Source organism: Candidatus Thiodiazotropha endoloripes (assembly GCF_001708965.1).
GTDB lineage: Bacteria > Pseudomonadota > Gammaproteobacteria > Chromatiales > Chromatiaceae > Thiodiazotropha > Thiodiazotropha endoloripes.
Window position 1 is genome coordinate 1,805,703 of the sequence record NZ_LVJW01000003.1, and the last position, 14,428, is coordinate 1,820,130.

At 53.1% G+C, this 14,428-nt stretch carries 10 protein-coding genes; 4 read left to right on the forward strand and 6 right to left on the reverse strand.

Annotated features, from left to right (window positions below; genetic code table 11):
- The first annotated feature begins 23 nt into the window (after nt 1-23).
- From A3193_RS08095 to A3193_RS08105, 3 genes are all read left to right on the forward strand, one after another.
- Nucleotides 24-2,810: a caspase family protein gene (locus A3193_RS08095; RefSeq protein ID WP_069014488.1), complete on the forward strand. Its 2,787-nt coding sequence runs from the start codon at nt 24-26 to the stop codon at nt 2,808-2,810.
- A 257-nt stretch (nt 2,811-3,067) separates the two neighbouring features.
- Nucleotides 3,068-5,716, forward strand: coding sequence for an autotransporter family protein (locus A3193_RS08100; protein WP_069014489.1), 2,649 nt, complete (start codon nt 3,068-3,070; stop codon nt 5,714-5,716).
- 247 nt (nt 5,717-5,963) lie between these two features.
- Entirely contained in the window at nt 5,964-8,321 is a 2,358-nt protein-coding gene (locus tag A3193_RS08105; protein ID WP_083218628.1) for an autotransporter domain-containing protein, read from the forward strand.
- A gap of 75 nt (nt 8,322-8,396) precedes the next feature.
- Here the strand turns inward: A3193_RS08105 and A3193_RS08110 are convergent, their stop codons facing one another.
- Nucleotides 8,397-9,152 carry a YkgJ family cysteine cluster protein gene (locus tag A3193_RS08110; protein ID WP_069005864.1) on the reverse strand — a complete coding sequence of 252 codons (756 nt, stop codon included), beginning with the start codon at nt 9,150-9,152 and terminating at the stop codon, nt 8,397-8,399.
- A gap of 202 nt (nt 9,153-9,354) precedes the next feature.
- On the opposite strand from A3193_RS08110, the gene A3193_RS08115 reads away from it, so the two are divergent.
- Nucleotides 9,355-9,843, forward strand: a complete 489-nt coding sequence (locus A3193_RS08115; protein ID WP_069005865.1) for a GNAT family N-acetyltransferase — start codon at nt 9,355-9,357, stop codon at nt 9,841-9,843.
- Nucleotides 9,844-9,903: 60 nt separating this feature from the next.
- Here the strand turns inward: A3193_RS08115 and A3193_RS08120 are convergent, their stop codons facing one another.
- From A3193_RS08120 to A3193_RS08135, 5 genes are all read right to left on the reverse strand, one after another.
- The gene (locus A3193_RS08120; protein WP_162273737.1) at nt 9,904-11,283 is read right to left on the reverse strand and encodes an autotransporter outer membrane beta-barrel domain-containing protein; all 1,380 of its coding nucleotides are present in this window, start codon (nt 11,281-11,283) and stop codon (nt 9,904-9,906) included.
- Between the two features lie 332 nt (nt 11,284-11,615).
- A complete protein-coding gene (locus A3193_RS08125; protein WP_069014492.1) occupies nt 11,616-12,245 on the reverse strand; it encodes a DUF922 domain-containing protein in 630 nt (209 codons plus the stop codon).
- Nucleotides 12,246-12,402: 157 nt separating this feature from the next.
- Nucleotides 12,403-12,561, reverse strand: a complete 159-nt coding sequence (locus A3193_RS20545) for a hypothetical protein (RefSeq protein ID WP_155523031.1) — start codon at nt 12,559-12,561, stop codon at nt 12,403-12,405.
- A gap of 24 nt (nt 12,562-12,585) precedes the next feature.
- The gene (locus A3193_RS08130) at nt 12,586-13,821 is read right to left on the reverse strand and encodes a TIGR02270 family protein (RefSeq protein WP_069005868.1); all 1,236 of its coding nucleotides are present in this window, start codon (nt 13,819-13,821) and stop codon (nt 12,586-12,588) included.
- Nucleotides 13,822-13,932: 111 nt separating this feature from the next.
- Nucleotides 13,933-14,409 carry a DUF6484 domain-containing protein gene (locus A3193_RS08135; protein WP_069005869.1) on the reverse strand — a complete coding sequence of 159 codons (477 nt, stop codon included), beginning with the start codon at nt 14,407-14,409 and terminating at the stop codon, nt 13,933-13,935.
- Between the last annotated feature and the right edge of the window lie 19 nt (nt 14,410-14,428).

Consider the following 14,428-nt stretch of genomic DNA (forward strand, 5'->3'; position numbering starts at 1 on the left):
TAAAATCCCCGTTGGAAAATGATATGTTACAACTTCCCACCCTGAAACAAACCCCCAAATTCAGCCCACTTACCATTGCCGTCACCGCGCTGATCAGCGGCTGGCTCGGTCTTGCCGGCTGTCAGTCTCAGGCAACCAAGGCAGAGACCCAGCAATCCCTGTCAGAACTGGCCGGTAATACAGATAAACTGCTCATCGTAGACTGTCTGCTCCCTGGGCAGGTACGCAAACTGGGTTCCAATCTGACCTATGTGTCGCCCAGAAGGCCGGTCAAAACGACGGCATCAGAGTGTGAGATACGTGGTGGTGAGTATGTAGCCTTCGACCGAGCCGATTACCGGACATCCCTGCGGGTATGGCTACCCCAGGCCCAGCAAGGTGATCCCGAGGCACAAAACTACGTTGGTGAGATCTATGAAAAGGGGCTGGGCATTGAACCCGATTATCAGACTGCTGCAGCCTGGTACAGAAAAGCCGCAGATCAGGGCAATTCACGGGCGCGCATCAACCTGGGTTTCCTCTACGAAAAGGGCTTCGGCGTCAAAAAGGATCTGGCACAGGCACTCAACTGGTATCGTAAAGCCTCCGGTCTGGAGAGTGACAATCTGCAGTTCTCCTCCTCGGTTGAGATCTCCAAGGCGGAACGCAACGAACTGCGTCTGCTCAAACAGGAGCGCCAACAGCAGAAAGCCGAGACCGATCGCTTAAGTAAACAGTTGAAGAGCACCAAAGGCCAATTGAGTGCAGAACGTTCACAGCTGGCGAAATCCGAGCAGCACATGCTGAGCCTCCGAAAAGAGATCGAGACACGCACGGTGCTGACAGCCCCAGCCGCGTCAGTTCCATCGAATCAGCAAGAACTGGAACAACTGCGCAATAAACTGGCGCAGCAGGAACAGGCTGTAAAATCCCAGCAACAGGCGATTCTGCAACTGGAGACCAGCCTCACAGCCCAGCATCAGGAGATGTCGGTCGCACTACGGCTGTCAAGCCAGGAGAAACAGGCTCTGGAGCAGGCATTAAGCGAACAGACCAGCCAGGCCTCAGCGCTGAAGCGGAAATATGATCAAGCGCAGAGTGAGCTGACAAAAGCCAACCAGGAGATCGCCAAAAATCAGCCAAAACTGGCGCAACAACGCAGCCAGCTGGAACAGGCTCAGCAATCGCTGCTGGAAGCAACCAACAAGACCATCACGCTTGAGAGCCAGATTGCGAATCTGCAGCGAGACACGGAACTCAAAGAGAGTGCTATGGGTGAACAAGGCGTTGCGGTTACAAAACTGAGAAAAGAGTTACTTCAGTATGAACAACGTCTGCAGACACTGGAACAGGCGAAGCTGTCTGAAAGCTCAACCCTGAAACAGGACATCGCCAGCAGAGAGCAGGAGATCAGCGGGCTGAAAACGAAACTGACTCAATCGCAGCAACAGCTGGAACTCAGTCAACAGCAGATCAGTCAACTCAATCCGGATCTGGCCCGCCAGCAGAAACTGCTGTTTCAGACCCAGAAAGAGCTGGTCTCCACCAAAACCGCAGCGGCACGCAAAGAACTTGAGTTGAAGAAACTGAGAGATTCCGAGCAAGCCTATCTGGATGAAATCCAGGAGCAACAGGTCAAGATCGATCGCTATCAGGCAGAGGCGCTGCGCTACAGAACCCAGCTGGCGGACCTGCGTAACCAGCGACAGACGGCTGCGCTATCCGGACCGACCATTGAGATTCTCGATCCGCCGATCGCGCTGACACGTGGCATCCCCAGTGTCAGACTGCGTTCCGCCTCAAAGGAACGAATAGTCACCGGTAAGGTGTCGGCACCTGCTGGACTGGTCTCATTTACGGTCAACGATCAAACCCAGGCACCTGATCCACTCGGTATCTTTTCCACCAAGGTGAAAGTCGATAACGATCAGACACCGGTCAAAATGGTTGCGGTGGACAAGAAGGGACAACGCACCAGCCTGGAGTTTCTGCTGATTCCGAAGATGCGCAATGTGCGACAACCGCAGTTGATATCCGAAAAAGCTGTCGATCCTGTCGCTGACGCAAAGCGACTGATCGGAGAGGTTGACTTTGGTGAGTATCACGCGCTGGTGATCGGTAACAATCAATACAGCAGTTTTCCCGATCTGGTCAGTGCGAGTACCGATGCACAACAGACGGCCGAGTTGCTGAGAGACAAGTATGGCTTCAAAACCACGGTACTGATGGATGCCACTCGTTACGATATGCTCTCAGCATTGAACAAGCTGAGAGAGGAGCTGACTGATAAGGACAACCTACTGATCTACTATGCCGGTCATGGTGAACTCGACCGGGTCAACCTGCGTGGCTATTGGTTACCTGTCGATGCAGAACCCAACAGTACGGCAAACTGGATATCGAATATCGCGATCACAGATATTCTCAATGCCATGTCGGCGAAACACATACTGGTGGTAGCCGATTCCTGTTATTCCGGTTCTCTGACCCGCTCTTCCATGGCAAGACTGGATGTGGGCATGTCTTACGAGATTAAGACAAAATGGTTAAAAGTCATGGCCAAGACCCGCTCCCGTACCGTGCTAACCTCCGGGGGACTGAAACCGGTACTCGACCAGGGCGGTGGCAAGCACTCAGTATTCGCAAAGTCATTCCTGAAGACACTGTCGGAAAACAACTCCGTACTGGAGGCCTATACTCTGTTTCGTGGACTGGCCAAAGAGGTACAGCAGACAGCATCTAAATTCGGTATTGACCAAATACCTGAATATGCTCCAATAAAGCATGGCGGACATGAAGCAGGAGAATTTTTCTTCATACCGCAAGGATAGTCAGCCACTAAGCTGGATATTTAGGGGAGATCTGATAAATCCCCATTCCGAGAAATATGCCGGAACCCAGGCACTTGGTTTCCTGGATCCCGGCATACGACGGCATGGTAAAGCGCAAAAAACCGACGACACCCGGATAGAGGGGGGACATGCGTGGATTTTCAGATATTTCCTTAGATTGATAATGAATAATCAAAACGGGGAGAGTCTTGATGTTTTACCTTGGTAATGCAGTAACTGTGCAGCGCTGGTCTATTATGACGTGGCAAAAATACCTCATCGCCACATTTCTACTGCTCTACTCAATGGGGGCGCACGCAATCTTCTCAATTGCCCCGGCGTCGCTCGACTTCGGTAATGTCGGGGTGGGTGTCGCCAGCACACCAATGAGTGTGACCTTCAATAACGACAACTCCACTTCCGCTATTGAGTTTACATCGATTTCCGCTACCGGTGACTATTCCATTACCCACAACTGCCCGATGTCACCGCTGCTGCTCGATGAACTGACCAGCTGTACCATCACGGCCACTTTCACCCCATCCACCACTGGCACAAGAAACGGATCCATCAACATCACCGGCTTCGATCGTTCGATCGTACTCGGTGCCAGCTACCTGCCCATCTCACCAACCGTATCCCTGACCGGCGTCGGTATCCGTGGCGATCTGGTTCTTGGCAGTAACAACCTGGATTTCGGTTCCATCAACATTGGCACAACCAGCAGTTCCCAATCGGTCTCTTTGAGCAACTCCGGCAACGCAGCCGTGACCATCGAAGGGATAGATGCTACGGCGCCGTTTGCCCAGACCAATGACTGTCCTGCCTCTCTCGCAGCCGGTGCCAGTTGTACCGTTATGGTCAATGTCACTCCATCGGTCACCGGAGACATTGCCGGCACCCTGACAGCCAGCGGAACGGGACCACAAGGCCCCACCAGTTCTGCAACCGCTCTGAGTGCAATCGGGCTGGCCGCTTTGGTCACACAGCTTGATGTCTCTCCCACCAGTCTGAGTTTCTCTGATACACCGGTTGGCAGCGAAAGTGCTGGACAAGACATCACCATTACCAACCGGGGCAGTACTACCCTGTCAGAAATCACTCTCTCACTGAGTGGTGATTTCACCGAGACCAATGATTGTCCCACCACCCTGAGCCCCGATAGCAGCTGTACGGTTACCGTATCTGCTGTACCGACCAGTGCCGGAGAACTGAGCGGCTCATTTGGATTCAATGCGACCGACGGTACACACAGTTTGATGGAGGTTGTCTCTCTGAGTGCCGTTGGTACGATTGCCGATCTGGTAACCTCCGATACGGATGTCACCTTTCCGGACGCATCTGTTGACAGCAGCAGTGATCCTCAAACGGTAACCCTGACCAATCAGGGCAGCGCACCGCTGACCATCAACAGCATCTCCACTGAAGGAGACTTCAGCCAGACCAATGATTGCGGCTCTGAACTGGCCGCTGGTAGCAGTTGTGATATTCAGGTGGTGTTTACGCCTCAATCCATGGGAGATGCAACCGGTACACTGGTAATCGATACCAATCAAGGTATTTCCAGAATCAATCTATCGGGAACCGCAGATGATTCCGGGTCCCCCGCTCCATCGGACAACCCGGTAGCCGACCTGCTGGATCCCTACACCGGCGGCAACCCCAATCTCGGCTCTCTCGCCGAAGTGATCGGTGAGGCCTGCCCGAGCGGCCGCCTCGAAGACCGCCTGCAGGAGGACTGTAATGCCGTGGTCGGCGCTGCCATCGGTGGCGATCCAAACACCGCCACCGCCCTGAACCAGGTCAACCCGGAAACGGCAACCCAGGCCAACAACTCTTCCCAGCAGGGGGGACAGGCACAGATCCGTAATCTCGGCTCACGCATCGCCGCACTGCGCGCCGGGGCCTCCGGTATCTCCTTCCAGGGACTCGATCTGCTGATCGACGACAAGCCCTTCTCCATCGATACCATCGCCCAGGCCTATCGGCAGCGGGGCGGCGGCGCCAGTAGCGACAATCCGCTGATGCAGAGCCGTCTGGGCTTCTTCATCACCGGCGATATCGCCACCGGCAGCAAGGATGAGACCGATCTGGAGTCCGGCCTCGATTTCGATACCTTCGGCCTCACCATGGGCCTCGACTATCGTATCAACCCGAACTTCATCCTCGGTGGTGCGCTCGGCTATGTGGATACCACCACCGAACTGGAGAACGATGCCGCTGAGATCGACACCCAGGGCTACAGCCTCAACCTCTACGGCACCTACTACGCCGAGCAGAACTACTTCGTCGACTTCTCACTCGGCTATGGGGCCAACAACTTCGATCAGAGCCGGCGCATCAGCTACCAGCTCGATGGACTGGCCAATGTGGATCAGAAGCTCTCCGCCGACTATGACGGCAGCATGGTCAGCCTGTTCATCGGCTCAGGCTACGACTTCAGCAACGGCCCCTGGAGCTTCGGTCCCAGAGCCGATCTGGAGTACATCAAGTCGGATGTGGACGGCTTCACCGAGGAGGTTTCCAACCCGGATGCCGACGGTGGTGGCTGGGCCACCCGGGTGGACGATACCGACCAGACCTGGCTGACCCTCAAGCTCGGTGGCCGGTTGGCCTACACCCACAGCGCCGACTGGGGCATCCTGATCCCCTACACCCGCCTCGACTGGTTGCATGAGTTCGAGGATGATGCCCAGGTGATCAACGCCTATCTGGCCGGCGATCCCAACGCTCAGGCGATCCGTATCGAAAGTGATGACCCTGATCGGGACTACCTGCGTCTCAGACTCGGCTCCTCCGCCCAGTTCAAGAACGGCGTGGTCGGCTTCATCGACTACAGCACCATACTCGCCCACGACGACTGGACTGCCCATACCATCAACATCGGTCTGCGCAGCGAGTTCTGATCAGCCTATTGAAATGCCCGCCAATTTGGCGGGCATTTTTTATCGGCTTCATAGATCCCTCATGATCTCTAATTGTTTTCAATACCTGCGTCTAACAATCGGAAAGTACTCAGTTAAATTCCTTCATTGAGCCACCGGGACTCGATACCTTGGACACTACCTAGTTCTGGTAATCGACATCTGCACGGACGCTCGCTAACATGGCCCGAAAAATCATCATCAAAATCATCGCTTGGGGAGACTTATCATGCGCCTTATCTACCAAAGGGTGATGTCGCTCATCAGTAGACGCTATATCGTAGACAAACTGCTTTTTGCTCTGCTGTTAATCACTTCCACGAATGCTTCAGCCACCTTAGGCATATCGCCGAGTAACTTGGCTTTTGGGGATGTTGATGTTGGCAGTAGTAGCACCACACCAAGATCAGTCACATTGAGCAACTCCAGCAGCTTTTACAGCGTGAGTATCACTTCCATCGATATTACCGGTGATTTCGATTTCACGACAAACTGCAGCGATTTTCTTGCGCCTAACGCCACCTGCACCGTGGATGTAACCTTTTCACCTCAATCATCTGGAGAATTGACCGGCGCATTGACCATTGCGGGTGATGACCCTTCTCTCGATGCAACCCGCCCTGCTACGGCCGCAAGACTGTTTACTTTCACTACGACACTAAGCGGTGTCGGTCTACAGGGTGAGGTCTCTGTACCATCCACCGAAATCGACTTTGGCTCTGTTTCCGTGAACGCCCAGAGTGACCCCGTTCAAGTCCCCATATCCAATACTGGCAATGCACCGCTGAGCATTACCTCAATCACAGTCACAGCACCATTCACACAGACCAATGACTGTCCGGATTCCCTGGATGCCGGTGCAGGCTGTGCAGTTTTTGTATCGGTAAAACCGGATAGCTCAGGTGACATCAGTGGTTCACTGACAATAAACGGTTCCAACCAATCAGGCGCATTGCAACGTATTATTCCTTTATTGGTATCCGGGGCACCGGCGACAACCTCCGTTTCTCCTTCAAGTCTCAGTTTTCCACAATCTGTGTCAGGTGGGCAAAGCGACCCATTGACAGTAACAGTACAGAATCAAAGTGATGCTCCGGTCTCCCTGCTCTCGATTGACATCGATGGTGACTTCACTCAGAGCAATAATTGTCCAGCGCAACTCATGAACAACGGTGACAGTTGTGAGATTCAGGTGGTGTTTTCGCCTCAAGCGACCGGCACCTTAACAGGCAATCTGTTGATCACCACCGATTCCGGCAGTAATACGGTCCCCCTGACGGGTAACGCTGCGGCTTCAGATAATCCGGTAGCCGACCTGCTGGATCCCTACACCGGCGGCAACCCCAATCTCGGCTCTCTCGCCGAAGTGATCGGTGAGGCCTGCCCGAGCGGCCGCCTCGAAGACCGCCTGCAGGAGGACTGTAATGCCGTGGTCGGCGCTGCCATCGGTGGCGATCCAAACACCGCCACCGCCCTGAACCAGGTCAACCCGGAAACGGCAACCCAGGCCAACAACTCTTCCCAGCAGGGGGGACAGGCACAGATCCGTAATCTCGGCTCACGCATCGCCGCACTGCGCGCCGGGGCCTCCGGTATCTCCTTCCAGGGACTCGATCTGCTGATCGACGACAAGCCCTTCTCCATCGATACCATCGCCCAGGCCTATCGGCAGCGGGGCGGCGGCGCCAGTAGCGACAATCCGCTGATGCAGAGCCGTCTGGGCTTCTTCATCACCGGCGATATCGCCACCGGCAGCAAGGATGAGACCGATCTGGAGTCCGGCCTCGATTTCGATACCTTCGGCCTCACCATGGGCCTCGACTATCGTATCAACCCGAACTTCATCCTCGGTGGTGCGCTCGGCTATGTGGATACCACCACCGAACTGGAGAACGATGCCGCTGAGATCGACACCCAGGGCTACAGCCTCAACCTCTACGGCACCTACTACGCCGAGCAGAACTACTTCGTCGACTTCTCACTCGGCTATGGGGCCAACAACTTCGATCAGAGCCGGCGCATCAGCTACCAGCTCGATGGACTGGCCAATGTGGATCAGAAGCTCTCCGCCGACTATGACGGCAGCATGGTCAGCCTGTTCATCGGCTCAGGCTACGACTTCAGCAACGGCCCCTGGAGCTTCGGTCCCAGAGCCGATCTGGAGTACATCAAGTCGGATGTGGACGGCTTCACCGAGGAGGTTTCCAACCCGGATGCCGACGGTGGTGGCTGGGCCACCCGGGTGGACGATACCGACCAGACCTGGCTGACCCTCAAGCTCGGTGGCCGGTTGGCCTACACCCACAGCGCCGACTGGGGCATCCTGATCCCCTACACCCGCCTCGACTGGTTGCATGAGTTCGAGGATGATGCCCAGGTGATCAACGCCTATCTGGCCGGCGATCCCAACGCTCAGGCGATCCGTATCGAAAGTGATGACCCTGATCGGGACTACCTGCGTCTCAGACTCGGCTCCTCCGCCCAGTTCAAGAACGGCGTGGTCGGCTTCATCGACTACAGCACCATCCTCGCCCACGACGACTGGACTGCCCATACCATCAACATCGGTCTGCGCAGCGAGTTCTGATTCGCTCAAAAACATGTGCCCGCCGATTGGCGGGCACAAACAACACTCTCAGTCACCAGGGCCTGCTTTCGGGCCTCAGGCTTGTGTCAGATTCTGCAGGAACTGCTTGATCAGATCGATGGCAGGTTCACTGGCCTGATGCGAGCTTAACGCCTCAGCACTGTCCAGAACCTGTATCAGAGGCAGATAACCCCTGCCTGCCTCGTTGAGATCGCGGCTCATCTTGTAAATGATGGGTGATATACGCTTTGGCAGGCTCAGACTCTCAACAGTCTCCGGGTTGGTATCAGCGCAATGAACTGGATCAGAGGTAACCAGAAATTCACGACAGCTGAGTGGACGATCCCGATGAATGGAGCAGGATTGATCTTCTAAAAACGGGCAAGGCAGATTGAGCTTGAAATAGTTGACCCCAACTTCACGCAGCTGCTTTCTGTCGTTGTTATTGACCGCCTGTTCCATCATCTGAAGAATACCGGCTTCTTTCAATGCATTGATATTGTGCGCAAACCGTTCTCGGATAACCTGCTGCCTTTCTGCTGGCATGGATTCAATCAGATTGAGCAATCTATAACCTTCAGCTCTGCTGACAGGCACCAGCTGAGAACAGCAGGCGCCACAACCCTTTTTACAGGAGATGCATTTTCCCTGCCGCTCAGCCTCCTTGATACCAATCTCGATGACCTTGTCTGTGATTCGTTGAAAAAATGGCAGCAGATCATGAATATGCACAGGCTCATTGGTAATTTCCACTGAAAACCTTATATTCTCACTACCGATGCGCAATTCTGCGCTGATGGATTCGGTAGTTGATTGGTCAGGCTCACTCAATGTTTCAATCCTTTATCTGATTCTTCGAGCATATGGATGAAGCGCTTTTTCCGCTATGCTAATGATGAACTCGGTATCAACAATTACCTGTGCACCAGATAACATGCCTGATGCCTGAGAGTGATCTCAATTGTTGCCAAATCGATAACAGGAACCTACTGCTTCTTGAATACTGAATCAAGCCTTAAAAGAGAGTTATTTGATGGCAAACAATGATCTTCTGATCAAACTCTATGAGATGGATTTTGACCAGTTACTGGTATCGAACAGCATAAGTCCAGATATCGTTGTACGTAAACCGATCGGAACTGATCGACGACTGCTGATCGAATGGGCACAACAACACTATCCCGATGTATGGTTAAGTGAAATCGAAACCGCGTTGGCAAACAGACCCTGCTCCTGTTATATCGCACAACAACACGCCTCAATAGTCGGTTTTGCCTGTTATGATGCAACAGCATTGGGCTACTTTGGCCCCCTGGGTGTCACCGAAGCCGCGAAAGGCCAGGGAGTTGGGCGACGATTGACACTCAACTGCCTGCAGGAGATGCATCTCAAAGGCTATGGTTATGCAATCGTTGGTATGCCAAGTTCAAGCGACTTCTATCGTAGAATTGCTCCCATCATTGAGATACCTGACTCTGATCCAGGTCTCTATCGTATGACTAAACCGCTGATGAAGGATTGACTGATCTTAAGCAACCGCTGAGCAGTTAGTTGGGCGTCACTGGATTAGTGTTAACAGGCCCTAGAATTCCAAACGCCCACCCAACGTCAATTGATGGTCGGTCAGATCTTCCAGCCCAAGCAGGGTGTCATAGTTGACGAACAGCTGGAGACCGTCCTGTAACACGGAAGAGACGCTCAAGTTCAACTCAAAATAGTCTCTGTCAGGCTCACTCGTTAGGACTCTGAACCGATTATTACGTGGATCACTGATATAACTCGCCGTTACTTCGCTCTGATCATTCTCAAACTGGTGGACCCAACCTAATCTGGCCTGGGGAATAATAACCGCCTGCTGACTACTGATCGCATAGGAGAATTCCGCTCCCAGGACTGAGGTCAACGAGGTCCATTCCTGATCATCAACTGAAAAATTCAAGCCGGAAGTATCGGCACCACGCTCTTCATAACTGTCGATATCGACTCGCATATAGGTTGCACGCCCATAAGGACCGAATGAGATGGGACCTTGATTGATGGTATATCCACCACCGATGCTGAATGCATAATCACTGCTGTCGGTAGTTGCCTTGGCTGATTCATTGATCGATGGAACGGCGGTATTTGATGGAATGTAGATATTCCGTATGATGTCATAGTCCGATGTGGCGTAACTGACCATCGTGTCAAGATAATACCGATCCTTGTAAAAGCTTCCATACAAAGCACCACCCCATCCATCGGTCTCCAAATCACCACCTGAAACGGTTGCGGTGTTATCGAATTCGGTGTCAATCCGGTTGTAACTCAACGCCCCACCAAACACCAGGTTTTCGCTGAGACGGTAATCTATACCCGCGGTAAGGCGGTAGTTATCATAGTCGAAGGCAGCAGAACTGCTGTTGGCGTCCTTCTCGCCTATCCCTGAATTTATGGTGGCGAATCCGCTCAACGCATTATCCATCAAAGGGTCTCCGGCACCGCCCCCCTGCCCCGGATAACCCGGCCTGTTGGCCAGTGTTTCGCTGTTATTGATGTTCAGCCCGGAGATGGAGAATCCTCTAGCACCTGATCGCAACTCCGTAAGACGCGAGATCAGAGGGTCCATTCGTGTACCTGCCGCCTCATTCGCCAGGGTTCCAGTTGCCGTATACTCTTCGGTGGCAATCTGCTGCAAGGCATCGGCCAGTTCATCGGCGTTCAGACCAAGACTGCTGTCAAATGAACCGATATCCGAGAGTTCATTGGCAGTCTGAACCATGGCACTACAGGTATCGAACAGGGGAATTGTGCCGGGTATAGCACCTGACATGACAAATCCGATGCAGGTTCGCTGAACCGAATCACCAGTATCCTGTTGCAGCTGTGTCTCTCCGTAGCGGCCAAGATTGGTTTCTGCAGCATTGGTGATCGGTGTAAAACAAAGCCCCATTGCCAAAACGGCAACGCTTCTGTTTTTCATATCTCCCCTCATTCCTTCATCGCCGAAAACAATAACTTTAACAGTGGATTGCTGTCATGCGCCAGATGTCATCTGTTGCCCAGGTCTATTAGTATTATTAAGCAACCCCGGATTATTCCCATTTCGCGAGATCCTGAATCAGAAGTGCTTGATATTCCAGGAAACCGACATTCGATGGAAAAAACTAAAGTGAATCAACCCGAGGTTATGAAGTGTTGATTGACGCCTGTGCAAAAGATAGTCCAACCTGCACGAAGAACCAAGCCGGGATTACCCTAGCTCAATCAGGGGAAATGATTACTGATCAGACTATATGAGACTCTGTAAACAGCTCAATCTGGAACTGTCATCCTGGCACCACTACGGCGGCAGCTCTCAATCTGACGCGACCAGGCCTGTTGTCTGGCGCTATTGCGACCATGATTGGTCTGTTGCTCGGAATCATACTCTCTTGTCAGGCTGTCAGCACGTCGATCATGGGCACTCATCACCCGGCGTATAGCCCGGACCAGTCGGTTTCGGGAGCGTTCCCTCAATGCCCTGATCTCATTTACCATATCCCGGTAGCAGAGACCGACAATGTCATAATGACCCTGTTCATGTCGTAACAGTTCTGCCGTCTTGGCCGAGGTAACCACCCAGGTACCGCCTTCGTTCAAGACCATTTGAAACTCCACCTCTCCCAACCGGTGCTGACCGCCCTCCTCCAGGAATCGCAAACTGCCAGGACGCATCGCCATTGCGATGGTCGCATCTTCGGATTCCCCACTGGGACGGTTCTGAATATCAGTGAAGTCTGACCAGGTGAGCTGTCTGGGCCAACCGCTAAGGCGTGGACCACCCTGGGGAGTTGTCCCTCCTCCGGCAGGTTGTGCCGCAGTAAAACCGGCATGAGGTGTATCCGGGTTAGCACCGCTGGCTACCGGTCGATTTCTACGGGCAGGCGAAGGGGTATCACACATGGCAAAGTCACTTAGATAGAGCGCTGAACAGGTCTGGAACAGACAGAGTGTCGACTAATATGTGCCGCTTCCCGGTAGAGAACTCAGCGGGTTCTACCAAGTTGAAGTGGTCCAATTTGACGGCAAGATATCGATTCATGAGATGTTCAGTACCTGTTTAGAGATAGATAAACAAAAACAGACTGACCAGAAGCATCACACCGGTCACTCTGATACGGGCCTTGACTGCCGGATGGCCCCATGACTGATACTGCTTATAACTGTAGATCGCCAGCAGACCATTGAGCAGTGCCAGAGCGGCAATAATTATGGGCATCCAGAAAGCCATCGCCTCAGTTTCTCATTCAAGCAGTTGAGACTGGCGTATCGCAGTCGCTGAGGTGTTGAAAAGAGGCTGTTGCTGATCAAAAATCGCCAGCTCCATTGCCGCTGCACGCCGTTGACGCTGATAGCCGGTTTTCAGCACCTCAATACACTGCTCCCGGGTAATTTGTGCTCCATTCAAATATCGTCCTCCTGCATGAAATCTGCCCTGTTGACTGCTCCACCAGTCGCTGATCTTCTGTTGATCGGGCCAGACCAGTTCTTCATCCGGGTCCAGGGCGACCTCTTCGTCAGCGGGATTTTCAGTTGGACCAGACTCGAAGCCGGCTGGCTGGTCTGTCTCCATATCCTCATAAGCCAGATCCAGACCGGTAATCGCCGCAAAGGATTCAGCGGCCAATCGACTGTACTCAGGTTTATCCATCATCGAGATCAGCCAGGGAATGCTCACCGGATCCCCGATGGTGGCGATTGCCTCGATGATCGCTCTCTCATAACCTTCCGTTTTGGCATGCTCACGAACCCAGTTGACTGCCAGCTCCTTATCCATCGCACGAAGACCAAGTGACAGGGCGCGATGCTGAAATTCACTGACTTCACTATAAAATTCACTTAACGTATTCAACCCTTTCTCATCACCTAACAGGGTTGCTGACCAGGCGGCCCAGAATCGACAGCAGGGATCCTCATTGTTCAACTTTTCAATAACCAGAGGCAACAGATCCCGGCGTCGTATCTCACCCACGTTGCGCAGTGCTCTTGAACAGACTGAAACATCACTGTCCTCTATTCCCTGCTTAAGGTACCCACCACAATCCACACGCTGTATGGAGCAGGCACTCAGCCCGATCAGTCGATTCATCGGTTGATCGGACTTCAACCAGTTGACGACAAAGCCCTGCAGTTTCTCCTGTGGCAGCCAGCCTAAAGCGGAGACCAGTCCCCTGAGGGTTTCCGGGGTTTCGGCGACTACGGCCAGAGTCTGTTCCAGCCATTCATTGTTAGCCTGGTCCAGTGCCACATAAGCCGCTGTAAAAACTTCACCGGATTCCGCCTGATTGAGCCCGGCCTCACAGAATGGCCAGGCTTCGGCTCCGGCCACATGGAGTCCGTCCAAATGGGCCGAAACCCTCGATTCCAGCTCTTTCAGATCGGCAAGGTCATAGTGTGGCTCGCGTATGGCTGAGTCGCGAAGCAGCCATAGGAAGGCTGACTCTTCGGCATGCTGCGAGACAATATGTTCGATAATCACTGGAATTTCACTATTCTATTTATTTTCGGACTGTCGTTAGTCCGCAGAGCTGGAGTGGTGAAACGATCCACTCTGTTGACTGAGAAGGCTCGGAGTTGGTTTTACCGCGCATCAGTTGATCTGCACCGATCCGCCTTTAATACGGTTGACTCCCGATGAGCGACTCAAAAGGTAGTTGCCTCTGAGTATGATTTTTCCCGAACGGGTCAATGTAATACTTGATTTGCCACATTTCAGGACGATCTCTCGCTCGGCTGAGAGCACCAGGCGCTCACCATCGATCTCGGCAAACTGCTCTTTAGCATCGCTGTTTTTGCGTTCGGGGTGTTGAATACGCCCGATCACCATTGGTTTCAATGGATCACCATTTTCAAACAGCAGAGCGACCTCGCAACCGAAATCCTCTTCACTGAATTGAATCGTGGATTTGGCAACTGTGCTTTCACGATTCGGATTCCCCGGATAGACAACCAGTGGTTCACACTGTTGATTCAATCCGGTAAGAATACCGATCACCACACCATCGAGTTTTGCGGCTTGGTTACGGGGTTTTGAGACTGGCTCTAACTCATTGTTCTGTTTGGGCATGGCTCCACCCTCCACGTAT

Excerpts from the sequence above, each read along its gene's own strand:
- A3193_RS08095 (WP_069014488.1), top strand. The coding sequence starts at position 24 with ATGTTACAACTTCCCACCCTGAAACAAACCCCCAAATTCAGCCCACTT.
- A3193_RS08100 (WP_069014489.1), top strand. The coding sequence starts at position 3,068 with ATGACGTGGCAAAAATACCTCATCGCCACATTTCTACTGCTCTACTCA.
- A3193_RS08105 (WP_083218628.1), top strand. The coding sequence starts at position 5,964 with ATGCGCCTTATCTACCAAAGGGTGATGTCGCTCATCAGTAGACGCTAT.
- A3193_RS08115 (WP_069005865.1), top strand. The coding sequence starts at position 9,355 with ATGGCAAACAATGATCTTCTGATCAAACTCTATGAGATGGATTTTGAC.
- A3193_RS08120 (WP_162273737.1), bottom strand. The coding sequence starts at position 11,283 with ATGAAAAACAGAAGCGTTGCCGTTTTGGCAATGGGGCTTTGTTTTACA.
- A3193_RS08125 (WP_069014492.1), bottom strand. The coding sequence starts at position 12,245 with ATGTGTGATACCCCTTCGCCTGCCCGTAGAAATCGACCGGTAGCCAGC.
- A3193_RS20545 (WP_155523031.1), bottom strand. The coding sequence starts at position 12,561 with ATGCCCATAATTATTGCCGCTCTGGCACTGCTCAATGGTCTGCTGGCG.
- A3193_RS08135 (WP_069005869.1), bottom strand. The coding sequence starts at position 14,409 with ATGCCCAAACAGAACAATGAGTTAGAGCCAGTCTCAAAACCCCGTAAC.